Source organism: Pseudomonas paracarnis (assembly GCF_904063055.1).
Classification (GTDB): domain Bacteria; phylum Pseudomonadota; class Gammaproteobacteria; order Pseudomonadales; family Pseudomonadaceae; genus Aquipseudomonas; species Aquipseudomonas paracarnis.
The window spans coordinates 51,577-74,927 of record NZ_CAJFCN010000016.1; the positions used below are offsets into that span (position 1 = coordinate 51,577).

Genomic DNA, 23,351 nt, shown 5'->3' on the forward strand with positions numbered 1-23,351 from the left:
GACCCTTCCTTAACGACGGATAGCCAAACGCTGTTCCAGGTAACGGAGCAGCATGGCAATCAGGTAACAGGCAGCCACGTAGAGCGCGGTCGTGACCAGCCAGGTTTCAATCACCCGATAGCTTTCGACGTTGATCTTGCGGGCGTAATAGGTCAGCTCCGGCACCGCGATCGCAGCGGCCAGGGAGGTGTCCTTGAACAGCGAGATAAAGTTGTTCGACAGCGCCGGCAGCACGTTGCGCAGCATCACCGGCACGGTGATGTAAGCGCGAATCCGCCACTCCCCCAGGCCGATGGCCAGGCCGGCTTCCCGCAAGCCCTTGGGAATATTCACTAGGCCTGCGCGGAACACTTCGGTGAGATAGGCACCGGCATACAACGACAGGGTGATGATGAACGAGGGAATCTTATCCAGGCGAATACCCAGGGAGGGCAAGGCGAAGTAGATCAACAGGATCAACACCAGGATGGGGGTGTTGCGCACCACCGTCACATACACCGAGGCAAGAATACGCAACGCACGGTGCCTGGAGAGCATGGCAAACGCCATCAACAGGCCGATCACGCAGCCGATGGCGATCGACAGCAACGCCAACTGCAACCCCAGGCCGAGCCCCGCCAGCAAGGTGTCGAAATCACGCCAGACGGCGGCAAAGTTCAACTGATAGTTCATGGTCAGCAGCACCTGAAGGGGGCGTGTTCAGGCACGCCCCTATTGTTGCGGGTCACTTGAATTCCACGGGAAAACCAATCGCCGGTTCTGGCAGATCCACGCCAAACCACTGCTTGAACGAGGCTTTATAGGTGGGGAACTCCACACCGGTCATGGCTTCGTGCAGCGCGGTATTGACGAAGTTCAACCAGTCCTGGTCGCCGCGCTTGACCGCGCAGGCGTAGGTTTGCGGGCTCCAGGCGTAGGTGGGGCTGCGGTAGCGGCCAGGGTTCTGCACCATCAGGTATTTGACCGAGGACTGATCGGTGGCGGCGGCATCGGCGCGACCTGAGTTCACGGCCTGGTACATCAAGTCGACACTGTCGTACTGGTCGACCTTGGCCTTGGGCAGCGCCTGGTGCACCAACTCTTCGGCGTATACGTTTTGCAGCACTGCCACGGTAACGTCATCACCTGCGGCTTGGAGATCTTCGATTTCCTTGTACTTGCTGTTGTTGGGCAGCAGCAGGCCGACGCCTTCCCGGTAGTACGGCAGGGTGAAGGCCACCTGCTGCGCACGGCTGGCGGTGACGGTGATGAACTGGCAGCTCATGTCGACCTTGTCGGTGAGCAGGTTGGGAATACGTGCATCGGACGACTGCACCACAAACTCCACCTTGCTCGGGTCATTGAACAAGCCTTTGGCCACGATGCGGCCGATGTCGATATCAAATCCCTGCAACTTGCCATCCGCTCCCTGGAAGTGCCACGGCGCATTGGTACTGCCTGTACCTACGATCAAGTGCCCACGCTTGAGCACATCATCGAGCTTGCTGTCCGCCGCCTGCACCAGGCTGGCGAAGGAAGCCGATGCAGCGACGAGAAAAACACACGCTTTGAATACGGAAGGTCGGTGATGCATGACAAGCACTCCAGGGATTGTGTATTCCGCTATACCGGAACTTGGTATGTAACAACGGAATAGACAGCAGAAAGTGTGCCACAGACGCTGGAGGAAACCTATGGGGGTAATAAATGCGTTAGGGATCAGCGTGATAGCGATTGCAGAGATAAACAGCGTTGCGCCGTCGTCGCATGGCAGTGCTACGCAACGCCCCACAACGGTGTTACAGCGCACCTAGACGGGTCGAGTGCAAGTGACGCGCACCTGTGAAGGTTGACAGTAGACGGTGACGACCCTCCGGCTTAGCGTGAGCAAAAACCAACACGGCAGGCAGGAGGATCAACATGGGAGTCGCCACGCGCAGAATTTCCAGCGCCCAAGGGTTCAATCGGGTACTGAACACACCGCGCCCGGTGTTTATTCTTTTTTTTTCAGAGCACTGCCCCGCTTGCGCGCAGGCATGCCACTTATTCGAACAGACCGCGTGGAAGCATCCCTGGATAGTCAACCTGTTACTCGACTGCGCCCATACGCCGAGGCACCCTGACGTGACGGGCACCCCGACGCTGCTGATCTACCTGAAGGGGGCCGTGGTAGAACGGCTCAAAGGCTTCGGCCCCGTTGAAGAACAAGAACAGTGCGTAAAAGACATCTTCAGCCGTTATGACCTGAGCAAGGGCGCAAGTGCACTTGCGTCACCCGGCGCTCTTCCACTTCAGCCACGGTCAAACGCCAGCCTTCATGCTCCAGGCTATCGCCCACCGCCGGCAGGCGGTCGAGCAGGCTCATCACCAACCCCGCCAAGGTTTGATAGTCCTCGGTAGCCGCAGCCTTGAAGCCCGTACGCTGACGCAGCAGGTTGAGGTTCAAGGCACCATTGGCACGGAAACCATCGCCGTCCTCGACTATGTCCGGCCCTTCGATTTCGCTGGCATCGGGCAATTCACCGGCGATGGATTCCAGAATATCCGTCATGCTCAATACACCCATGAAGTCGCCGAATTCGTTGATCACGAAAGCAATGTGGGTGGACTCCTGGCGCATCTGCTCCAAGGCGTTGAGGATCGAAAAGCTTTCCAGCAGGTTGATCGCCCGACGCGCCAAGTGCGCAAGGTTCGGCTCGTTGCCAGCCAGGTATTCCTTGAGCAGTTCTTTCTTGTGTACAAAGCCCAAAGGCTCATCCACTGCACCGTTACGGATCAACGGCAGACGCGAGTAGGACGAGTGCATCAGTTTCAGACGCGTCGTCTCGGGGTCGTCCGCCAGGTCGATACAGTCAACCTTGGCCCTTGGGGTCATCAGGGTGCGAATCGGCCGCTCGGCCAGTTGCAGCACACCGCTGATCATCACCCGTTCGCGTCGATCAAACAGCGGCCCCTGCGCAGCATCCGGCTCGCCCAGCAGGTCAGCCACGTCTTCACCCACTTCTTCCACCGCCAGGCTGCGGCCGCCCAACAAGCGCATCACCGCATGGGCGGTACGCTCACGCACCGGCAACACGCCCTGCGCCGATTTCTTGCGACGGGCTCGGGCGATCTGGTTGAACACCTCGATCAGAATCGAGAAGCCAATGGCCGCGTACAGGTAGCCCTTGGGAATATGGAAACCCAGGCCTTCGGCGGTCAGGGCGAAACCGATCATCATCAGGAAGCCCAGGCACAGCATGATCACGGTGGGGTGCGCATTGACGAAACGGGTCAGCGGCTTGCTCGCCACGATCATCAGGCCGATGGACACGATCACGGCGATCATCATCACCGCCAGCTCGTCGACCATGCCCACGGCGGTAATCACCGCATCGAGGGAGAACACCGCATCCAGCACCACGATTTGCGCGACGATCGGCCAGAACATCGCGTAAGCCACATTGCCCTTGTGCTGCGCCACATGGCCTTCAAGGCGCTCATGCAATTCCATGGTGGCCTTGAACAGCAGGAATATACCGCCGAACAGCATGATCAGGTCACGGCCCGAGAAGCTCTTGTCGAACACCTCGAACAGCGGCTGGGTCAGGGTCACCAACCAGGAAATACTCGCCAACAGGCCCAGGCGCATCAGCAGCGCCAGGGATAAACCGATCAAACGTGCACGGTCACGCTGCTCCGGTGGCAGCTTGTCCGCCAGGATCGCGATAAACACCAGGTTGTCGATACCCAGCACCAGTTCCAGCACAATCAAGGTCGCAAGGCCGAGCCAGGCCGTAGGATCCGCTAACCATTCCATTTATAAATTCTCTGTCTTTAAAGTGTTCAGAACGCCGGGCACGGCAAAGTGCGGTCATACGACCGAGACAAGGTTAGTTGACGGAATACGGGGTGCTTCAGCGGGAACAGCGACAGCGGTTGTCTTGGGGAAAGACGACTGGGAGGCTCCGAGAGGGTGTTCATGCAAGTCCTGAAATGACAAAAGGACTTGAATCCTACATTTGAAATACAAATTTCCTACAGCGCAAAACTATTACAAAACCTGTAGCCCCTATCAGAAGCACACCAATACTTGTGGGAGCTGGCTTGCCTGCGATGCAGGCACCTCGGTGTTGATCGTTCCCACGCTCCGCGTGGGAATGCCGCCTTTGACGCTCCGCGTCCCACCCGCGCAAGGGTGACGCGGAGCGTCACAGGATGCGTTCCCACGCTGGAGCGTGGGAACGATCTGTATCAGGTTTTACGAGTGGCATCGTCCAGCGCCAGGATAGTGTGGGCGTTGGTGACGGTGGTCGCCAGCGTATTGATCACTCCCGAGCGCAACGCCCCCAAGGTCGCCGCCGCCTTGGTGTTCTCACTGGCAATCGCCACCACATCCGGGATGCGAAACAGCTCCTGCACCGTCAACCCGATCACGCGCCCCTGGATGGCGTTGACCGCCGGCTGGCCGTGAATGTCGATAAAGTCATAGCCCATCATGTCGCCCACAGTGCCAGACAGGCGCGCCTGGGCGATTTCCTGGGGCGAAAACCAGCCCATGCGCACCATGTTGCTGTTCTCGCTCATGTCGCCGATGCCGATCAAGGCAATGTCAGCGCGGCGTGCGCGGTCAAGGGTGGAGCGCACCGTGTCGTTGTTGATCAGCACCCCGCGCAGCTCGGGGTTGGCCACCAGCGCTGGGGCGTAGAGGCTTTCACTTTCGCCCCCAAAGCGCAGGGCCAGGCGCCGGCAGATGTGGTCAGGGTTCATGTATTCACCGGCCTTGAGCGAACCGCCGATGGCACACACGAAGGTGCAGTTGCGGGTCACCGGCAGAAACACGTTATCGGCCACCGCGCCGACGTTACGCCCCATGCCCACCGCAACGATCATGCCGTCGCCCAGGGTCTTGTTGAGGTAGTTGGCCACCAGGCTGGCGACCGCCGAGCGCTGGGTGTCGGGGTCGCTGTGGTCGACCGCAATCAAGGCGCGGTCGAGCTTGAAGCGCTCCACCAGTGCCCGTTCCAGCTCGTTGTTCATTGCCGGGTGCTGCAGCACGCGCACCTCGACAATCCCTTCATCGCGCGCGCGCTTGAGCAGGCGGCTGACTTTTGCCCGCGACAGGTCAAAACGCTTGGCAATGGCCTCCTGAGTGACGTTCTCAAGGTAATAGAGCATCGCCACTTCGGTCATCTGATCGATATCACTGGCCATGCGCTGGGTACTGTCACTCATGGGGACGGGCTTCCGTTTCGGCGTCAAAGGCGCATTCTCCCGACTCTTGCCCTGCGCCGTCCACTACTGATGCCCATCGCGCTCGATCGCATTGATGCGCTCGACCTTGGCCCCGGACCGCGCCGCTTCGAACTCCGAGGCCAAAAACGCACTGACGATGCTTTTGGCCAACTCCGCACCGATGACCCGCGCACCGATGGAGAGGATTTGCGCATCGTTGCTCTTGCGCGCCCGCTCCGCAGAGTAGGTGTCATGGGCCTGGGCCGCACGGATGCCCAGAACTTTGTTGGCCGAGATGGCCATGCCTATGCCGGTGCCGCATACCAGCACGCCGAGGCGCTGTTGCCCGGCATTGATGGCGGTGGCCACGGCCAGAGCGATGTCCGGGTACAGCACCGGCGCCGTTGAATGCGTACCGAAGTCGGTGACCGGGTACCCCAACGCCTCGATATGGCGCTTCAACAACTCTTTGAGCTCAAAACCTGCTTCATCGCATCCGATAGCCACCGGGAAAGGTGTGTTCATGGCGCCAAACTCCACTGATCAAATGATCACTTAGTGAAATATCTCTCACTCATTTCGCAAGCATTCACCCCTTACTGTCAAGCGAGATTTAACTGACCTGCCAGTCAAAGCCCTATACCAAGGCAATAACCGCGTCAAAGATGAGAATCACACCTTTTAATTGAAAGAGATTGACTGATCAGAATTTCATTTGATACACATATGATCACAGCGAAACATGACTGTGCGACCTAATAAGAATTCACAGCACGAGGACACGCCGATGGCCACGCCATTACTGCTCCAGGCTGAACATGTCGCCAAGGCTTACGCCGGGGTGCCAGCCCTGCGCGACGGGCGCCTTTCTCTGCGCGCCGGCAGCGTCCACGCCCTGTGCGGCGGCAACGGTGCCGGCAAGTCGACCTTCCTGAGCATCCTGATGGGCATCACCCAGCGTGACGCCGGCAGCATTGTGCTCAACGGCGCACCGGTGCAGTTCAATCGCCCGAGTGAAGCCTTGGCCGCGGGGATCGCAATGATCACCCAGGAGCTCGAACCCATCCCCTACATGACCGTCGCCGAAAACATCTGGCTGGGCCGCGAACCGCGCCGCGCCGGTTGCATCGTCGACAGCAAGGCCCTCAATCGCCGCACCCGCGAACTGCTCGAAAGCCTGGAGTTCGACGTCGACGCCACCAGCCCCATGCACCGCTTGAGCGTGGCGCAGATGCAACTGGTGGAAATCGCCAAGGCGTTCAGCCATGACTGCCAGGTGATGATCATGGACGAGCCCACCTCGGCCATCGGCGAGCGCGAGGCCGAAACCCTGTTCAAGGCGATTCGCCGCCTTACCGCACGCGGTGCCGGCATCGTGTACGTGTCCCATCGACTGAGCGAACTGGCGCAGATCGCCGATGACTACAGCATCTTCCGTGATGGCGCCTTTGTGGAAAGCGGGCGCATGGCCGATATCGACCGCGACCACCTGGTGCGCGGCATTGTCGGCCAGGAACTGACGCGCATCGACCACAAGGTGGGCCGCGAATGCGCGGCCAGCACCTGCCTGCAGGTCGACAACCTGAGCCGCAACGGTGAGTTCCACGACATCAGCCTGCAACTGCGCCGTGGCGAGATCCTCGGCATTTATGGGTTGATGGGCTCCGGGCGCAGTGAATTCCTCAATTGCATCTACGGCCTGACCGTGGCGGATGCCGGCAGCGTTACCTTGCAAGGCAAGCCCATGCCCATCGGGCAGCCCAAGGCGACCATCGACGCCGGCATGTCGCTGGTCACCGAAGACCGCAAGGACAGCGGCCTGGTGCTGACCGGCAGCATCCTGTCGAACATTGCACTGTCGGCCTATAAGCGCTTGTCGAGTTGGTCGCTGATCAACGCACGCAAAGAGGCGCAACTGGCCGAGGAGATGGTCAAGCGCCTGCAGATCAAGACCAGTTCCCTGGAGCTGCCGGTGGCGTCCATGAGCGGCGGCAACCAGCAAAAGGTGGTGCTCGCCAAATGCCTGTCCACGGAACCGGTGTGCCTGCTCTGCGATGAACCCACCCGCGGCATCGACGAAGGCGCCAAACAGGAGATCTACCACCTGCTCGACCAGTTTGTGCGGGCCGGTGGCGCAGCCATTGTGGTGTCGTCAGAAGCACCGGAACTGCTGCACTTGAGCGACCGCATCGCCGTCTTCAAAGGTGGCCGGCTGGTCACTATCAGCACCGACACCGCCCTTTCCCAGGAAGCCTTGTTGAGTCTTGCCTCATGAATGCCAAAACCATCGTTGCCCCCGTTACCGCCGCGCCGCGCAACCGCCTGCGCCTGTCCCTCGACCGCTTCGGCCTGCCGCTGGTGTTTATCCTGCTGTGCGTGGTAATGGCGTTTTCCAGTGAGTACTTCATGACCTGGCGCAACTGGATGGACATCCTGCGCCAGACCTCCATCAACGGCATTCTCGCCGTGGGCATGACCTATGTGATCCTGACCAAGGGTATCGACCTGTCGGTGGGGTCGATCCTGGCGTTCGCCGGGTTGTGCAGCGCCATGGTCGCCACCCAGGGTTATGGCCTGTTGGCGGCGGTCAGCGCAGGGATGTTTGCCGGCGCGATGCTCGGGGTGGTCAATGGTTTCATGATCGCCAACCTGTCGATCCCGCCGTTCGTGGCCACCCTCGGCATGCTCAGCATCGCGCGGGGCATGACCTTTATTCTCAACGACGGCAGCCCGATCACCGACCTGCCCGACGCCTACCTGGCCCTCGGCATCGGCAAGGTCGGCCCGGTGGGCGTGCCGATCATCATCTTCGCCGTGGTCGCGCTTATTTTCTGGATGGTGCTGCGCTACACCACCTACGGCCGTTATGTGTATGCGGTGGGCGGCAATGAAAAAAGCGCACGCACCTCCGGCATTGGCGTGCGCAAGGTGATGTTCTCGGTGTACGTGGTCTCGGGCCTGCTCGCCGGGTTGGCCGGCGTGGTGCTGTCGGCACGCACTACCTCTGCGCTGCCCCAGGCCGGGGTTTCCTATGAGCTGGACGCGATTGCCGCGGTGGTGATCGGCGGCACCAGCCTGTCGGGCGGTACCGGCAGCATTGTCGGCACCTTGTTCGGGGCCCTGTTGATCGGCGTGATCAACAACGGCCTGAACCTGCTCGGCGTGTCCTCCTATTACCAGCAGGTCGCCAAGGGCCTGATCATTGTGTTCGCAGTACTGATCGACGTGTGGCGCAAGAAGAAACGCTGAAGAACGACCCATAACAATAACCGGAGTTCTACTTATGAAACTGGGTACCACCCTGGCCGCCGCGGCGGCCCTCTCCCTGCTCGCCAGCAGTATCGCCCTGGCCGCCGACGGCAAGACCTACAAGATCGGCGCAGCCGTCTATGGCCTCAAGGGGCAGTTCATGCAGAACTGGGTTCGTGAGCTCAAGGAGCATCCGGCCGTCAAGGATGGCACCGTGCAGTTGACCGTGTTCGACGGCAACTACGACGCCCTGACCCAGAACAACCAGATCGAAAACATGGTGACCCAACGCTACGACGCGATTCTGTTCGTGCCGATTGATACCAAGGCCGGCGTCGGCACCGTCAAGGCCGCCATGAGCAACGACGTGGTGGTCATCGCCTCCAATACGAAAGTAGCCGATGCCAGCGTGCCGTATGTGGGTAACGACGACGTGGAAGGCGGCCGCCTGCAGGCCCAGGCCATGGTCGACAAGCTCAACGGCAAGGGCAACGTGGTGATCATCCAGGGCCCGATTGGCCAGTCGGCGCAGATCGACCGGGAAAAAGGCGAGCTGGAAGTGCTGGGCAAACACCCGGACATCAAGATCATCGAAAAGAAAACCGCCAACTGGGACCGCGCCCAGGCCATGACCCTCACCGAAGACTGGCTCAACGCCCACCCCAAGGGCATCAATGGCGTGATCGCCCAGAACGACGACATGGCCCTGGGCGCCGTGCAGGCCTTGAAGTCCCATGGCCTCACCGCCAAGGATGTGCCCGTTACCTCTATCGACGGCATGCCGGATGCGATCCAGGCGGCGAAAAAGGACGAAGTCACCACCTTCCTCCAGGATGCCCAGGCCCAATCCCAAGGCGCACTGGACGTGGCCCTGCGCGCCCTGGCAGGCGAGGACTACAAGCCGCAATCGGTGATCTGGGAGCGCTACGCCAAGGACGTGAAATGGGCCGACGGCACAGCCAAGAACTACATCCTGCCCTGGGTGCCGGTGACCAATGCCAATGCGGATGCGCTGTACAAGCAAGTCAGCGGCGGTAAGTAGTCAGTGGCTTGAAACACAGTCAACTGTGGGATCTGGCTTGCCTGCGATGCAGGCACCTCGGTGCATCAGGTAGACCGGGTTGATGCAATCGCAGGCAAGCCAGCTCCCACATTGGACCGAGTTCTACCTTTTGATCTGTATCGGGAGTCATTCATGTCTGGTTTCTGGAACCAAGCCTTCGACCTCAGCGGCCGTTGCGCGGTGATCACCGGTGGCGCCGCCGGCATCGGCCTGGCCTGCGCTACCTTGCTGGCGGAACGCGGCGCAAGGGTGGCGCTGCTGGACCGCGATCCGGCCGTGGTCGAGGTGGCCGCCAGCCTGGGTGCCGGGCACCTGGGCATTGCCGTCGACCTCGGGAAGATCGACCAGATACAACCGACCGTCGACAAGGTGTTCGCACATTTCCAGCGCCTGGATTACCTGATCAACAGCGCAGGCGTGGTGCTGCTGGACAAGGCCATCGAGGTCAGCGAAAGCGCCTGGGACACCACCCTGGACATCAACCTCAAGGCCAGCTTTTTCATGGCCCAGGCCTGTGCCAGACATATGCTTGCCCAAGGCAGCGGGCGCATCGTCAACCTGGCGTCCCAGGCCGCCGTGATTGGCCTGGACCGTCACGTTGCCTACTGCGCCAGCAAAGCCGCCATCGTCGGCATGACCAAGGTATTGGCCATGGAGTGGGCGCCGCAGATCAACGTCAACGCCATCTCCCCCACCATCGTCGAAACCGCCCTGGGTAAAAAAGCCTGGGCCGGCGAGGTGGGTGAGCGGGCCAAATTGCAGATCCCGGCAGGTCGCTTTGCCCAGCCGGAAGAAATCGCCGGGCTGGCGCTGTACCTGCTCAGCGATGCCGCGCAGATGATCACCGGCGCCAACATGGTGATCGACGGCGGTTACAGCATTCAGTAATTCATCGTTATGTCGTGAGGTTTTGTCATGTCCACTGTCACCGAACGCACACCTGAACAACTCGCCCCGAGCATCCCGAAAACCATGCAGGCTGTGGTCTGCCACGGCCCGGAAGACTACCGCCTGGAAACCGTCGACGTGCCCACCCCCGGCCCCGACGAGATCCTGACCAAAGTCGAGCTGTGCGGCATTTGCATGGGCGATATCAAGACCTATCGCGGCGCGCCGTCGTTCTGGGGCGATGCCGAACAACCGCGCTACGTGAAGCCACCGATGATCCCCGGGCATGAGTTCGTGTGCCGCGTGGTCGCCCTTGGCCCAGGCGCCGAGAAGCGCGGCGTGGCCGTGGGCGACCGGGTGATCTCCGAGCAGATCGTGCCGTGCTGGGGCTGCCGCTTTTGCAACCACGGCCAGTACTGGATGTGCCAGAAGCACGACCTGTATGGCTTCCAGAACAATGTGCAGGGCGCCATGGCCCAATACATGATCTTCACCAAGGAAGGCATCATCCACAAAGTACCGGAAACCATCGCCCCCGATGAAGCGATCCTGATCGAGCCGCTGGCCTGCTCGCTGCACGCGGCGGAACGCGCCAATGTCGACCATGACGACATCGTGGTGGTCGCCGGCGCCGGCACCCTGGGCCTGGGCATCATCGGCGCGGTGCGGTTGCGCAACCCCAAAAAGCTCATTGTGCTGGACATGAAACCCGAACGCGCCGCCCTCGCCCTGCGCCTGGGCGCCGATGAAGTGTGGAACCCGGCCGAGGTGGATGTGCTGGCGAAAATCCGCGAAATCACCGATGGCTACGGCTGCGACATTTATATCGAAGCCACCGGGCACCACAAGGCGGTGAACCAGGGCCTGGCGATGCTGCGCAAGCTGGGACGCTTTGTCGAATTCAGCGTGTTCAATGACGAGGCCACGGTGGACTGGTCGATCATTGGCGACCGCAAGGAGCTGGATATCCTCGGCTCACACCTGGGACCGTATATGTACCCAAGGGCCATCGACTTTATCGGCAACCGCAAGATCGACATGCGCGACGTGGTGACCCACAAGTTTGCGCTGGCGGATTTCAAGGAAGCGTTTGCAGTGATGGAGCGCGGCGATAAATCGCTCAAGGTTGTGCTCGAACCCTGATCTGAGTAACAACACAAAACCCTGTGGGAGCTGGCTTGCCTGCGATGACGGTGCATCAGTAAAAAATCCCCAGCTGACACACCGCCATCGCAGGCAAGCCAGCTCCCACAGTGGAATAGTGCCGCCCCTTAGAACAAGAACACAGGAACCCGCGTTATGAATCGAGTCATCAACGATCCCGACCAAGTGGTCGAAGACATGCTGCGCGGCATCCTGGTCGCGCACCCCGAGCTGCGCCAGTACGAAAGCAACCCACGGGTCATCGTCAAGGCCAAGCCCTCAGCCCAGGGCCGCGTTGGCATTGTCACCGGCGGCGGCTCCGGGCATGAGCCGGCGTTCCTCGGTTATGTAGGCCCAGGCCTGGTGGATGCGGTGGCCGTCGGCGAGATTTTTTCCTCGCCCACCGCCAAAAGCTTTTTCGACGCCTTCCGCGCTGCCGACCATGGTGCTGGCGTTGCCTGCCTGTATGGCAACTACGCAGGCGACAACATGAACGTGAAGCTGGCGATGAAAATGGCCGCCAGCAAAGACATGCGCATCCGCACGGTGGTCGCCAACGACGACGTGGCGTCCGCGCCCAAGGCCGACATCGCCAAGCGTCGCGGTGTAGCCGGGGAGATCTTCATGTGGAAGATCGGCGGTGCCGCCGCTGCCCAGCATTACGACCTGGACGGCGTGATTCGGGTGGCGCAGAAAACCGTCGACCACTGCCGCTCGATTGGTATCGGCCTTACGCCCTGCACCATCGCCGCGGTGGGCAAGCCGAACTTCCAGATTCCCGACGGGCAGATGGAATTAGGTATTGGCCATCATGGCGAGCCGGGCATCGAAGTCATCCCGATTGAACCGGCCGCCGCCATGGCCGAGCGCATGCTGGCGCCGATCCTCGCCGACCGCGATTTCAGCCAGGACGACAGCGTGGTGGTGCTGGTCTCTGGCCTCGGCGCCACCCCGGTGATGGAGTTGTATATTTTCTACGCCGAGGTGGAAAAACAGCTCAAGGCCAAAGGTTTGAAGATTCACCGTTGCTACGTGGGCAATTACTTCACTTCCCTGGAGATGATGGGCGTGACCTTGACCCTGCTCGGCCTCGACGCCGAGCTGAAAACCCTGATCGACCAACCCTGCCGCTCCATCGGCATGACCCAGGCGGAGTGAACCATGAGCCAGCATTTTTCCACCCATGATGGCAGCGCCATCGTCGCCGACCTGGTCAGCGTGATCGTGGCCAACCGGGAGTACCTCAGCGAAGTCGACGGCGCTATAGGCGATGGCGACCATGGCATCAACATGGCCAAAGGCTTTGCCCATTGCGGCCGCACGATCGAAGGCCGCCAACTGACCCTGGCCGAAGCTCTGGATGAACTGACCCTGAGCCTGATGGAAGGCATCGGCGGCTCCATGGGGCCCTTGTATGGCAGCCTGTTTATCGGCATGGCCGACGAAGTGCGCGGCAGTGAAGACATCGACGCCGCCACCTTCGCCCGCCTGCTGCGCGGCGGCTTGACCTCGCTGCAGGACATCACCGAAGCGGGCGTGGGCGACAAGTGCTTGATGGATACATTGATTCCGGCGGTAGAAGCCTTTGAACGGGCGCAGGCGTCGGGGCGTTCTTTCAGCGATGCACTCGATGCGATGAAAACGGCCGCCTCCCAAGGGCGGGATTCGACCAAGGACCTGGTGGCCAAGATTGGCCGGGCCAGTCGTTTGGGTGAGCGCTCCCTCGGCGTTCTGGATGCCGGGGCCGTGTCGTGCTGCCTGATCCTTACGCAGTTGGCGGACTCGATTAAACCCCGTTTAACCTGACATGACCGAAAACCAATGTGGGAGCGGGCTTGCTCGCGAATGCGGAGTGTCAGCCAGCAAATCTATTGACTGATATACCGCATTCGCGAGCAAGCCCGCTCCCACAAGGGATTACCTGGTTATCAGTACTGGCTTACCAGAACCGCTGCTGGGTCAAGCGGCTCCACCAGGTCAACAGCACCCGGTCCACCGAACCGCTGGCCGCCAGGCCCACGCGCTCTTGCAGGCTCTTACGCTCGGCATAGTGCAAGTGGAACACTTCGGCGGTCTTGGCCTTGGTAGCCAGGTATTCGTCGCTGGTTTGCAGCTCATCGACCAGTTGCTTGTCGAGGGCAGCGACGCCCAACCACACTTCACCGGTGGCCACCTCGTCAATCGCCAACTGTGGGCGGTAACGCGAGACGAAGTTCTTGAACAGCTGGTGGGTGATGTCGAGGTCCTCCTGGAACTTCTCCCGGCCCTTCTCGGTGTTTTCGCCGAACACTGTGAGCGTGCGCTTGTATTCACCGGCGGTCAGCACTTCAAAGTCGATGTCGTGCTTTTTAAGCAGGCGATTGACGTTGGGCAACTGCGCCACCACGCCAATGGAACCGAGAATGGCGAAGGGTGCACTGATGATCTTCTCGCCGATGCAGGCCATCATGTAGCCGCCGCTGGCCGCCACTTTGTCGATGCACACGGTCAACGGCACGCCGGCCTGGCGGATACGCGCCAGTTGCGAAGAGGCCAGGCCATAGCTGTGCACCATGCCGCCGCCGCTTTCCAGGCGCAGCACCACTTCATCCTTGGGCGTGGCCAGGCTCAGCAGTGCGGTGATTTCATGGCGCAGGCTTTCGGTGGCCGAGGCCTTGATGTCACCGTCGAAATCCAGCACGAATACCCTCGGCTTGGGCTCGGGCTTCTTCTTGTCTTTCTTCTTTTCGGCTTTGCTTTCGGACTTGCGCAGGGCCTTGAGCTGGTCCTTGTCGAGCAGGCTCGACTCCAGACGCTCGCGCAAGCCCTTGTAGAAATCATTCAGCTTGCTGACCTGCAATTGGCCGGCGGACTTACGACGACCTTTGCTGCGCAGTGCTGCAAAGCTGATCAGTACCACCAGAATAGCGACCACCAGGGTGACGGTCTTCGCCAGAAAGCTCGCGTATTCGGCCAAAAAATCCATATGTCTCCTTAAAAAATGCACGGCGCCGGGCGCGGATGGCCCCAGCATACCGACGCCACTGCGAAGGAGCCAGTGATCAAACCGCCAGCAGGCGGGCTCCAACGCGCTTTTAAAACAAGCGTATGTTTTTTCATTGACAGCTCGCAGGCATCCTCATAACCTCGCCAGACTTTCAACGTACCGGGAAAACGGACGTGGGCAGCATTTATCTGATTCGACATGGCCAGGCCTCCTTCGGTGCAGACGACTATGACGTCCTCTCGCCCGTTGGCGTGGAACAAGCGCAAGTGCTCGGTCGCCACCTGGCAGACCTGGGCATTGCGTTTGACCGCTGCATCGCCGGCGACCTGCGTCGCCAGCAGCACACTGCCAGCGCCACGTTCGATCAGTACAGCGCCTTGGGCTTGCCAGTTCCGGCGTTGGAAACAGACAGCGCGTTCAACGAGTTCGACGGCGAAGCGATCATTCGCGGCCTGTTGCCCGACCTGCTCAGCAGTGAACCGGATGCCGTGCACATCCTGCGCAACGGCCCGCAGAACCGCAGCGAGTTCCAACGCATTTTCGCCCTGATCATCGAGCGCTGGCTGGCCGGCACCTATGACCCACCAGGGCTGGAAAGCTGGCTGGGGTTTGTCGAGCGGGTCCAGGGTGGCTTGCAGCGTATCCTGGAAGCCGCGAACCACACCGACAAAATCGCCGTATTCACCTCCGGCGGCACCATCACCGCCCTGCTCCACCTGATTACCCGAATGCCTGCCGCCCAGGCCTTCGAAATGAACTGGCAAATTGTTAACACCTCGCTCAACCAACTCAAGTTCCGTGGTCGCGAGGTGGCACTGGCTTCCTTCAACAGTCACGCCCACTTGCAACTGTTGAAGGCGCCGCAGCTCATCACTTTCCGATGAACTGTGGCCAACCGTGACCCCAAGGTCACTGGACTCTACCCTTAAGGATCGAAACCATGACTGACGTAGCTAAAGCCGTAGAAGCAATGAAAGCCAAATTCAACCCAAGCGCTGCCGAAGGCTTGGACCTGGTGTTCGGTTTCCGTATCGACGACACCAAGAATTTCTCGCTGGTGGTCAAGGACAAGACCTGCGAACTCAAAGAAGGCGAAAACCCTGACGCTCAGGTCACCCTGGTGATGGACAGCGAGACCCTGGAAGGCATCGTCGACGGCTCCACCGACGGCATGCAGGCGTTCATGGGCGGCAAGCTGCGCACCGAAGGCGACATGATGCTGGCGATGAAGCTGAGCGAGCTGTTCCCTTCCTGATTCACGGGTAACCCTGAATCCTGATCCCGCCTCCCCGGCGGGATTTTTTTGCCTGCATTCTCGCGGAGAATGAAGATCCCTTGTGGGAGCTGGCTTGCCTGCGATGGCATCTACTCCATTTGCCGGACGCAACGCGGTGCCTGTATCGCAGGCAAGCCAGCTCCCACAGAAAAGCACATCCGCAAGGTTGCTCAGTTTTTGGGTTGCAGCAGTAACGCCACCAACGCGCTCCACCCGGTCTGGTGTGAAGCCCCCAGCCCTCGCCCTGTCTCTCCATGAAAATACTCATGGAACAACACCAGGTCACGACTGGCCGGGTCCTCCTGCAACTGTGCATAGCCCGCCATCGACGGCCGCACCCCGTTTTCATCTCTTAGAAACAACCGCGTCAGCCGCTCGCTGAGGCTGTCAGCCACCTCCTCCAGAGACGCCAGATACCCACTGCCCGCCGGGTACTCCACGGAAAAGTTATCGGCGTAGTAGCGGTGAAACTCGCGCAACGATTCAATCAGCATGTAATTGACCGGCATCCACAGTGGCCCGCGCCAATTGGAGTTACCACCGTACAAGCGTGAGTCGGACTCACCGGGCTGGTAACTGGCACACAAGGTGTCGCCATTCATCTTCAACGCCAGGGGCTGCTCGGCGAACGCCTTGGACAGGGCGCGCACGCCAAAGGCCGACAAGAACTCCTGATCATCCAGCATGCGCCGCAGCAAATCCTTGGTGCGCTCACCACGCAGCAACGCCAGCAACAGGCGGTTGCCCTGCCCCGGCTCGGTCCAGCGCGAAACCAGCTTGGCCAGGTCCGGCCGATGATGCATAAAGCCCAGCAGGCGCTCGCGCAAGCCTTCCAGGCCTTCATGCTCGCGCTGCTCCAGCACCAGCACCGCGAACAGCGGCATTAACCCGACGATGGAGCGCAGGCGCACCGGCTCGCTCTGGCCATCAGGGCGGTGCAGCACGTCATAGAAAAACTGGTCCTGCTCATCCCACAAGCCTTCGGCGCTGTCATCGACGCGGTTGATAGCGCCGGCGATGTAGAGGAAATGCTCGAAAAACTTCACGGCAATATCCACGTACACCCCATTACGCTTGGCCAACTCCAGGCCGATGCGCATCAGGTCCAGGGCATAGGCCGCCACCCAGGCGGTGCCGTCGGCCTGGTCCAACTGGTAACCCGTCGGCAACGGGGCCGAGCGGTCGAACAAGGCGATATTGTCCAGGCCCAGAAAACCGCCCTGGAACAGGTTGCGGCCCTCGGCGTCCTTGCGGTTGACCCACCAAGAAAAATTCAACAGCAGCTTGTGAAAGATCCGCTCCAGGAAATCCATATCGCCCACGCCGGTCAGCGCCTTGTCCTGCTGATATACGCGCCAGCTGGCCCAGGCATGCACGGGCGGGTTGGCGTCGTCAAAGCGCCATTCGTAGGCCGGCAATTGGCCGTTGGGGTGCATGAAGCGGTCCTTTACCAGCAACAACAACTGTTGCTTGGCGTAACCAGGGTCGATCAGCGCGATGGCCACCGCCTGGAAGCCTTGATCCCAGGAGGCGTACCACGGGTATTCCCAGGTGTCTGGCATCGACAGGATGTCGAAGTTGCACAGGTGCCGCCAATGAGTATTGCGGATGTGCAGGCGCTCGGGCGGTGGCGCGGGCTGGGCCGGGTCGCCGTCAAGCCACTGGTTCACGTCGAAATAGTACAGCTGCTTGGACCACAGCAGGCCGGCCAGGGCCTGGCGTTGCACAGTGCGCACATCCTCATCGGCAAGGCCCTGTTGCAACACCGAGTAGAAGTCATCGGCCTCCTGGCGGCGCTGTTCGAACAGTTTGCGCGCATTGACATCGGGCGCGCCCACCGGCGCAAAACGCAGGTAAAGGGTTTTGCTTTCCTGGCCTGCCAGCTCAAGGGTGAAATGCGCGGCCACCTTGGTACCGGCGTCCCGGCGAACGGCCGACTCAACCGCGCCCACCACGTAATCGTTAATGCCATCCTTGAATGGCCCCGGCGCCGGTTGCCCGTCCAGTTTGGGCCGATTGGTTTGGTTTTCGCAGAACAGCCACTGCAACCCGTCCTGGCCCCAGGCACTGAGGTGGCGATCATCGAGTTCATGATGAAGCGCCAGAATCCGCTCGCCGTCCAGCCTCAAGCTGGGCTTGGGTGCATCGAAGGTCCAGCTCCAGTCATTACGCGCCCAGAGCTGGGGCAGCACCTGCAGGCGTGTGGGTTGGTCCGAACGGTTATGCACGGTGACGCGCATGAAAATATCGTCGGGTTGATGCTTGGCGTATTCGACACTGACATCGCAGTAATGGTTATCTGCAAACACACCGGTATCAAGGATTTCATACTCGGCATCATCCAGCCCACGACGGGCGTTTTCGGCGATCAGGTCGGCGTAGGGAAACGCCGCATGGGGGTATTTGTAGAGCATGCGCATGTAGGCATGGCTCGGTACGCCATCGACGAAAAAGTACAGCTCCTTGACGTCTTCACCGTGGTTGCCTTCGGCGTTGTCGAGGCCGAACAGACGCTCCTTGAGGATTGCATCGCGCTCGTTCCACAGCGCCAGGCCCAGGCACCAGCGTTGGGCCTTGTCACTGAAACCGGCCAACCCGTCCTCGCCCCATCGATAGGCGCGGCTGCGAGCGTGTTCATGAGGGAAGTAGGCCCAGGCGTCACCGTCGGCGCTGTAGTCTTCGCGCACCGTGCCCCACTGGCGTTCACTCAGGTACGGCCCCCACTCGCGCCAACGTTCGGCGTGTTGCGTTGCCAGGCGCTGGCCTTCAATGGTGCCCAGCAGGTTGGTTGCGGGTTTGGCCGTCATCGGGTCCTCCTTCACCTACACAGTGAGGCGCAGTGTAGAGCGCAATGACGCCCGCATGCACATGAAGACTTGGACGCAAGGTCAACTCATTCATTTGCAGAATGAAGTCCAGAGGAATCTTCGTTTGCAAGCCGGCCGGCCGCTCAACAAAATCGGGCAAAGGCCACGATCATCGCTCCAGTCATCAGGAATTTTTCTATGCACGCCACCGCCCCTGTCAGCCCCGACGAGATCCGCAAGGGCTTTTCCAAGGCCATGTCCGACATGTATCGAGATGAAGTGCCCTTGTACGGCGCGCTGCTTGAGCTGGTGGCCCAGACCAATGCCCGCATGCTCGACAGCGAACCGGGCCTGGCGCATCAACTGCAACGTACCGGCGAAATCCAGCGCCTGGACATGGAACGCCACGGCGCCATCCGCCTGGGCACCGCTGCGGAACTGGCAACCATCAGCCGTTTATTCGCGGTGATGGGCATGCAACCGGTGGGCTACTACGACCTCACCCCCGCTGGCGTGCCCGTGCACTCCACCGCCTTTCGCGCCGTGCATGAACACGCGCTGCAAACCAGCCCGTTTCGCGTGTTCACTTCATTGCTGCGCCTGGAACTGATCGAAAACCCCGACCTGCGTGCCTTCGCCGAAAGCGCCCTGGCCAAACGCTCGATCTTTACCGCCGAGGCGTTGGCATTGATCGACCAGGCAGAGACCCAAGGCGGCTTGAATGCCAGCGATGCCGAGGCCTTTATCCGCCAGGCCCTGGAGACGTTCCGCTGGCACCACACTGCCACGGTCACCGGCGCCCAATATCAGCAACTGAGCGACCAGCACCGCCTGATCGCCGACGTCGTCGCGTTCAAAGGCCCGCACATCAACCACCTGACGCCACGCACCCTGGACATCGACCAGGTGCAGGCGGCGATGCCTGGCAAAGGCATCACCCCCAAAGCCGTGATCGAAGGCCCACCTCGGCGCCAGTGCCCGATCCTACTACGCCAGACCAGCTTCAAGGCCTTGGATGAACCCATCGCCTTCACCGATGCCCACGGCAGCCACAGCGCGCGCTTCGGCGAAATCGAACAACGCGGCGTCGCGCTTACGCCTAAAGGCCGCGCCCTGTACGACCAACTGCTGAACGCCGCCCGCGACGAACTCGGCACATTCCCCAATGAAGCCAACGCCGAACGCTATGTGCAATTGATGGAACAGCACTTCCATGCCTTCCCCGATAACTACCCGCAAATGCGCGAGCAGGGCTTGGCGTATTTTCGCTACTTCGTCACCGACAAGGGCTTGGCGGCACGCGGCCAGGTAGACCAGCCACGCACGTTGCAGACGCTGGTCAACGCCGGTCATGTGGCGGTGGAACCGCTGGTGTACGAGGATTTTCTGCCGGTCAGTGCGGCGGGAATCTTCCAGTCAAACCTGGGGGATGGGGCGCAGAGTCACTACGCGGGCAACTCCAACCGGGCAGCCTTCGAGCAGGCGCTGGGGCGCAGCACGATTGATGAGCTGCAGTTGTATGAGCAGACGCAGCAGCGTTCCATGGATATATGTGTTGAAACGCTGTTGAAATGACTGGATGCAAGACCGAACGCCAAGCGTCACGGCCTTGACGGTAACCACGATGCGAAGCGAGTCGCTCTTGATCTGCTTTTGATCTTGATCTTAGGCGCCCCGTTAAACCACGCTGGCCGGAATTCGACAGGGATTTGGGGGTAAACCGGCAGGGATGCCGGTTTAGCCGCCCCGCGCCATGGATGGCGCGTGGCGGCGGCCCCCCAAATCACTGGCGGATTACGGGCACACCGAGCCTAGGCGAGGTGCCGAGTGGTGGGGCAAGAGCGTTTTGCTAACTTTTGTCTGGGCCGGCATTCCGGCTTTTCAAAAGTGAGCCGCTGTAAAAGCGGAACCCTAAGTGGCCGTTACCGCAGGAATGGATATGTACCCGGTCCAACTGTGTTGACTGTCAGGCCGTCATCGCAGGCAAGCCAGCTCCCACATTTGGATTGTGGGGTGTCAGGTGGATAGGCGTCGGCCGGGGGGGCCGTCATCGCAGGCAAGCCAGCTCCCACAGGCAGCATTTGCAGCCGACCGATTCGGCCCTGTGTTGCATGAATTCTGAGGATGCCCACCCGGCTCAAACAACGCAATCCTTGCGCCGCAACAAGCCCCAGAGCCGAGTGGACGGGGCGCATCATAAGGAGTGAAACGGCATTTGTCCTCCAGACAATTCTGAACAAATGTGCACATTCCAAGTGTGTGGCGAGGGATTGCCTAACCCAGCCGCCCCACAATTTCGTCTTTGACCAATAGCCGTTTCTTCTTCAGCTTTTCCACATCCTCATCGCTGGCACTGGCTTTTTCCGCTTTTAGCACCTCAGCGTCGGCGTCGTCGTATTGAGTGAGCAGCGCATCCAACCGTTTGTCCTGCGCCCTGCGTTCGTGAACAACTTCCTTGCTCAACCCCAAGTCCTGATACAGGTCGTGTTTCACTGGCATGGCGTACCTCCACAGATTGATCGATGGTCTACGCCCTTGAAGCTAGCCCATTCCAACAGCTCTTGTCATGTTTGAGGCCAACAACGTCCCGTTCGTCGCGGCGCAAGCGATGGGATCAAACCTTTGCCCCGCCCCGCCCTCCACTGTAGATCGCCACCCCAGGGAGAACGGTTTTATGAATCACGTTGCCACTGCTGCCGACACCCAATGCATCAACACCCTACGCACCCTGGCCATGGATGCCGTGCAGAAGGCCAATTCGGGGCACCCGGGTACGCCCATGGGCCTGGCGCCGGTGGGTTATACGTTGTGGAGTCGCTTCCTGCGTTATCACCCCGAGCATCCTGACTGGCCCAACCGTGACCGTTTTGTGCTGTCGGTAGGGCATGCCTCGATGCTGCTGTATTCGCTGTTGCACCTGGCCGGCGTGGTGGAAATCGATGCCCATGGCCAGCGCTCGGGCGAGCCGGCCGTCAGCCTGGACGACATCAAGCAGTTCCGGCAGATCGGCTCCAAGACCCCAGGCCATCCCGAGTACCGCATGACCACGGGCGTGGAAACTACCACCGGGCCGCTGGGCCAGGGCTGCGCCAACAGCGTGGGCATGGCCATGGCCGAGCGCTGGCTGGCTGAGCGCTTCAACCGCGACGGCCAGGTGCTGTTTGACTACGACGTCTACACCCTGTGCGGTGATGGCGACATGATGGAGGGCATCAGCAGCGAAGCCGCGTCCCTGGCCGGGCACTTGAAGCTCGATAACCTGTGCTGGATCTATGACAACAACACCATCAGCATCGAGGGCCACACTGAGCTGGCGTTCAGTGAAGACGTAATCCAACGCTTCCAGGCTTATGGCTGGCACACCGTGCACGTCACCGACGCCAATGACTTGCAGGCCTTGAGCGTGGCGCTGGAAACCTTCAAGGCCAACACCGGCGCCCCCACCTTGATCGTGGTGGACAGCGTGATCGGCTACGGCTCACCGCACAAACACAACACCGCTGCGGCCCATGGCGAGCCACTGGGAGAGGACGAGATTCGCCTGACCAAGGCCGCCTATGGCTGGCCGCAGGATTCAAGTTTTCTCGTGCCCGAAGAGGCCCGCACACTGTTGCGCGATGCCCTTTACGAACGCGCCGAGCCGCTGTACGCCGAGTGGAACCAGACCCTCGCCGCCCTCGACCCGCAACGGGCCGATGAGCTGCAACGCATGCGCGCCGGGGAGATGCCCGAGCAATGGCAAGCACACCTGCCCAGCTTTGCCGCCGATGCCAAAGGCGTCGCCAGCCGTGCTTCGGGCGGCGAGGTATTGAATGCCTTCGCCCAACAAATTCCATGGCTGCTGGGCGGTTCGGCAGACCTGTCGCCCTCGACCAAGACCAACCTCACCTTCGACGGTGCCGGGCGTTTCAGCGCGGGTGACTACAGCGGGCGCAACCTGCACTTCGGTATCCGCGAACACGCCATGGGCGCAATTGCCAACGGCATGGCGCTGTCCTACCTGCGCCCGTACACCTCGACCTTCCTGGTGTTCAGCGACTACATGAAACCGCCAATCCGCCTGGCGGCGATCATGGAATTGCCGGTGATCTTCGTGTTTACCCATGACTCCATCGGCGTAGGCGAAGACGGGCCCACCCACCAGCCCATCGAACACCTGACCCAACTGCGTGCCACGCCGGGGCTGTTGACGCTACGGCCGGGCGATGCGAATGAAACCCTTGAGCTGTGGAAGGTGGCGCTGGCACAAACCCATCGGCCCAGCTGTATGGTGTTATCGCGCCAGGCATTGCCGACCCTCGACCGCAACCACTTTGCCGCAGCTTCCGGCGCGGCCAAAGGTGCGTATGTGTTGGCCGACGCGGATCAACCGAAGGTCATCTTGATCGCCACCGGCAGCGAAGTGGGCCTGGCGGTGGCCGCTTATGAGCAGCTCAAAGACCAAGGCATTGGCGCTCGCGTGGTGTCGATGCCCAGTTGGGAGCTGTTTGAAGACCAGGATCAAGCCTACCGCGACAGCGTCCTGCCGCCTGCGGTAAAAGCCCGTGTAGTGGTGGAGCAGGCAGGGCCCTTGGGGTGGGACCGCTACGTCGGGCAGACCGGCGCCAAAGTGGTGATGAACAGCTTCGGCGCCTCGGCACCGCTGGCCAAGTTGCAGGAGAAGTTCGGGTTTACCGTGGAGAATGTGGTGAAGCTGGCCAAAGAGCAGATCCAGCACAACCTCACTGACTAACACGGGGCTTAATG

The 23,351-nt window shown here is 60.7% G+C and carries 19 protein-coding genes and 1 pseudogene; 12 read left to right on the forward strand and 8 right to left on the reverse strand.

Going from position 1 to position 23,351, the window contains the following annotated elements:
- Nucleotides 1-9: 9 nt before the first annotated feature.
- The gene (locus JMV15_RS24735) at nt 10-672 is read right to left on the reverse strand and encodes an amino acid ABC transporter permease (protein ID WP_019817612.1); all 663 of its coding nucleotides are present in this window, start codon (nt 670-672) and stop codon (nt 10-12) included.
- A gap of 52 nt (nt 673-724) precedes the next feature.
- Nucleotides 725-1,573 carry a transporter substrate-binding domain-containing protein gene (locus tag JMV15_RS24740; protein WP_019817613.1) on the reverse strand — a complete coding sequence of 283 codons (849 nt, stop codon included), beginning with the start codon at nt 1,571-1,573 and terminating at the stop codon, nt 725-727.
- A gap of 326 nt (nt 1,574-1,899) precedes the next feature.
- On the opposite strand from JMV15_RS24740, the pseudogene JMV15_RS24745 reads away from it, so the two are divergent.
- Nucleotides 1,900-2,172 (forward strand): annotated as a pseudogene (locus JMV15_RS24745) (thioredoxin family protein); the annotation flags it as partial.
- 37 nt (nt 2,173-2,209) lie between these two features.
- Here JMV15_RS24745 and JMV15_RS24750 read toward each other — a convergent pair.
- From JMV15_RS24750 to rpiB, 3 genes are all read right to left on the reverse strand, one after another.
- Nucleotides 2,210-3,778, reverse strand: a complete 1,569-nt coding sequence (locus tag JMV15_RS24750) for a TerC family protein (RefSeq protein ID WP_032903872.1) — start codon at nt 3,776-3,778, stop codon at nt 2,210-2,212.
- A gap of 434 nt (nt 3,779-4,212) precedes the next feature.
- Entirely contained in the window at nt 4,213-5,193 is a 981-nt protein-coding gene (locus JMV15_RS24755) for a sugar-binding transcriptional regulator (protein ID WP_003191835.1), read from the reverse strand.
- Between the two features lie 63 nt (nt 5,194-5,256).
- Nucleotides 5,257-5,718, reverse strand: a complete 462-nt coding sequence (rpiB, locus tag JMV15_RS24760; RefSeq protein WP_019817614.1) for a ribose 5-phosphate isomerase B — start codon at nt 5,716-5,718, stop codon at nt 5,257-5,259.
- Between the two features lie 262 nt (nt 5,719-5,980).
- On the opposite strand from rpiB, the gene JMV15_RS24765 reads away from it, so the two are divergent.
- The 7 genes from JMV15_RS24765 to dhaL all read left to right on the forward strand — a co-directional run bounded on the left by JMV15_RS24765 (nt 5,981) and on the right by dhaL (nt 13,342).
- Complete coding sequence (locus tag JMV15_RS24765; protein ID WP_014718194.1) at nt 5,981-7,468, forward strand: sugar ABC transporter ATP-binding protein; 1,488 nt, start codon at nt 5,981-5,983, stop codon at nt 7,466-7,468.
- On the forward strand, nt 7,465-8,442 hold the full coding sequence (locus tag JMV15_RS24770) for an ABC transporter permease (protein ID WP_014718193.1): 978 nt from the start codon (nt 7,465-7,467) through the stop codon (nt 8,440-8,442). Before JMV15_RS24765 ends, JMV15_RS24770 begins: the two co-directional genes overlap by 4 nt.
- 34 nt (nt 8,443-8,476) lie before the next feature.
- The gene (locus JMV15_RS24775; RefSeq protein ID WP_014718192.1) at nt 8,477-9,484 is read left to right on the forward strand and encodes a substrate-binding domain-containing protein; all 1,008 of its coding nucleotides are present in this window, start codon (nt 8,477-8,479) and stop codon (nt 9,482-9,484) included.
- A 153-nt stretch (nt 9,485-9,637) separates the two neighbouring features.
- Nucleotides 9,638-10,393: an SDR family oxidoreductase gene (locus JMV15_RS24780; RefSeq protein WP_019817617.1), complete on the forward strand. Its 756-nt coding sequence runs from the start codon at nt 9,638-9,640 to the stop codon at nt 10,391-10,393.
- Nucleotides 10,394-10,420: 27 nt separating this feature from the next.
- Nucleotides 10,421-11,536, forward strand: coding sequence for an MDR/zinc-dependent alcohol dehydrogenase-like family protein (locus tag JMV15_RS24785; RefSeq protein WP_058410545.1), 1,116 nt, complete (start codon nt 10,421-10,423; stop codon nt 11,534-11,536).
- Between the two features lie 156 nt (nt 11,537-11,692).
- Nucleotides 11,693-12,694, forward strand: coding sequence for a dihydroxyacetone kinase subunit DhaK (locus JMV15_RS24790; protein WP_014718189.1), 1,002 nt, complete (start codon nt 11,693-11,695; stop codon nt 12,692-12,694).
- Nucleotides 12,695-12,697: 3 nt separating this feature from the next.
- Nucleotides 12,698-13,342, forward strand: a complete 645-nt coding sequence (gene dhaL / locus JMV15_RS24795; protein ID WP_019817619.1) for a dihydroxyacetone kinase subunit DhaL — start codon at nt 12,698-12,700, stop codon at nt 13,340-13,342.
- A gap of 133 nt (nt 13,343-13,475) precedes the next feature.
- Here the strand turns inward: dhaL and sohB are convergent, their stop codons facing one another.
- The gene (sohB, locus tag JMV15_RS24800) at nt 13,476-14,501 is read right to left on the reverse strand and encodes a protease SohB (protein ID WP_014718187.1); all 1,026 of its coding nucleotides are present in this window, start codon (nt 14,499-14,501) and stop codon (nt 13,476-13,478) included.
- 194 nt (nt 14,502-14,695) lie between these two features.
- On the opposite strand from sohB, the gene JMV15_RS24805 reads away from it, so the two are divergent.
- Nucleotides 14,696-15,406 carry a histidine phosphatase family protein gene (locus JMV15_RS24805; RefSeq protein WP_014718186.1) on the forward strand — a complete coding sequence of 237 codons (711 nt, stop codon included), beginning with the start codon at nt 14,696-14,698 and terminating at the stop codon, nt 15,404-15,406.
- Nucleotides 15,407-15,462: 56 nt separating this feature from the next.
- Nucleotides 15,463-15,777 carry an SCP2 sterol-binding domain-containing protein gene (locus tag JMV15_RS24810; RefSeq protein WP_014718185.1) on the forward strand — a complete coding sequence of 105 codons (315 nt, stop codon included), beginning with the start codon at nt 15,463-15,465 and terminating at the stop codon, nt 15,775-15,777.
- A 191-nt stretch (nt 15,778-15,968) separates the two neighbouring features.
- Here the strand turns inward: JMV15_RS24810 and JMV15_RS24815 are convergent, their stop codons facing one another.
- On the reverse strand, nt 15,969-18,605 hold the full coding sequence (locus tag JMV15_RS24815; RefSeq protein ID WP_014718184.1) for an MGH1-like glycoside hydrolase domain-containing protein: 2,637 nt from the start codon (nt 18,603-18,605) through the stop codon (nt 15,969-15,971).
- Nucleotides 18,606-18,803: 198 nt separating this feature from the next.
- Here JMV15_RS24815 and hglS point away from each other — a divergent pair, with 198 nt between their 5' ends.
- Entirely contained in the window at nt 18,804-20,180 is a 1,377-nt protein-coding gene (gene hglS / locus JMV15_RS24820) for a 2-oxoadipate dioxygenase/decarboxylase HglS (RefSeq protein WP_201491948.1), read from the forward strand.
- Between the two features lie 699 nt (nt 20,181-20,879).
- Here the strand turns inward: hglS and JMV15_RS24825 are convergent.
- On the reverse strand, nt 20,880-21,104 hold the full coding sequence (locus tag JMV15_RS24825) for a DUF465 domain-containing protein (RefSeq protein ID WP_014718181.1): 225 nt from the start codon (nt 21,102-21,104) through the stop codon (nt 20,880-20,882).
- 175 nt (nt 21,105-21,279) lie between these two features.
- Between JMV15_RS24825 and tkt the strand changes: the two genes are divergently transcribed.
- The gene (gene tkt / locus JMV15_RS24830; protein ID WP_060767415.1) at nt 21,280-23,337 is read left to right on the forward strand and encodes a transketolase; all 2,058 of its coding nucleotides are present in this window, start codon (nt 21,280-21,282) and stop codon (nt 23,335-23,337) included.
- Nucleotides 23,338-23,351 lie beyond the last annotated feature (14 nt).

Excerpts from the sequence above, each read along its gene's own strand:
- JMV15_RS24735 (WP_019817612.1), bottom strand. The coding sequence starts at position 672 with ATGAACTATCAGTTGAACTTTGCCGCCGTCTGGCGTGATTTCGACACC.
- JMV15_RS24740 (WP_019817613.1), bottom strand. The coding sequence starts at position 1,573 with ATGCATCACCGACCTTCCGTATTCAAAGCGTGTGTTTTTCTCGTCGCT.
- JMV15_RS24750 (WP_032903872.1), bottom strand. The coding sequence starts at position 3,778 with ATGGAATGGTTAGCGGATCCTACGGCCTGGCTCGGCCTTGCGACCTTG.
- JMV15_RS24755 (WP_003191835.1), bottom strand. The coding sequence starts at position 5,193 with ATGAGTGACAGTACCCAGCGCATGGCCAGTGATATCGATCAGATGACC.
- rpiB (WP_019817614.1), bottom strand. The coding sequence starts at position 5,718 with ATGAACACACCTTTCCCGGTGGCTATCGGATGCGATGAAGCAGGTTTT.
- JMV15_RS24765 (WP_014718194.1), top strand. The coding sequence starts at position 5,981 with ATGGCCACGCCATTACTGCTCCAGGCTGAACATGTCGCCAAGGCTTAC.
- JMV15_RS24770 (WP_014718193.1), top strand. The coding sequence starts at position 7,465 with ATGAATGCCAAAACCATCGTTGCCCCCGTTACCGCCGCGCCGCGCAAC.
- JMV15_RS24775 (WP_014718192.1), top strand. The coding sequence starts at position 8,477 with ATGAAACTGGGTACCACCCTGGCCGCCGCGGCGGCCCTCTCCCTGCTC.
- JMV15_RS24780 (WP_019817617.1), top strand. The coding sequence starts at position 9,638 with ATGTCTGGTTTCTGGAACCAAGCCTTCGACCTCAGCGGCCGTTGCGCG.
- JMV15_RS24785 (WP_058410545.1), top strand. The coding sequence starts at position 10,421 with ATGTCCACTGTCACCGAACGCACACCTGAACAACTCGCCCCGAGCATC.
- JMV15_RS24790 (WP_014718189.1), top strand. The coding sequence starts at position 11,693 with ATGAATCGAGTCATCAACGATCCCGACCAAGTGGTCGAAGACATGCTG.
- dhaL (WP_019817619.1), top strand. The coding sequence starts at position 12,698 with ATGAGCCAGCATTTTTCCACCCATGATGGCAGCGCCATCGTCGCCGAC.
- sohB (WP_014718187.1), bottom strand. The coding sequence starts at position 14,501 with ATGGATTTTTTGGCCGAATACGCGAGCTTTCTGGCGAAGACCGTCACC.
- JMV15_RS24810 (WP_014718185.1), top strand. The coding sequence starts at position 15,463 with ATGACTGACGTAGCTAAAGCCGTAGAAGCAATGAAAGCCAAATTCAAC.
- JMV15_RS24815 (WP_014718184.1), bottom strand. The coding sequence starts at position 18,605 with ATGACGGCCAAACCCGCAACCAACCTGCTGGGCACCATTGAAGGCCAG.
- hglS (WP_201491948.1), top strand. The coding sequence starts at position 18,804 with ATGCACGCCACCGCCCCTGTCAGCCCCGACGAGATCCGCAAGGGCTTT.
- JMV15_RS24825 (WP_014718181.1), bottom strand. The coding sequence starts at position 21,104 with ATGCCAGTGAAACACGACCTGTATCAGGACTTGGGGTTGAGCAAGGAA.
- tkt (WP_060767415.1), top strand. The coding sequence starts at position 21,280 with ATGAATCACGTTGCCACTGCTGCCGACACCCAATGCATCAACACCCTA.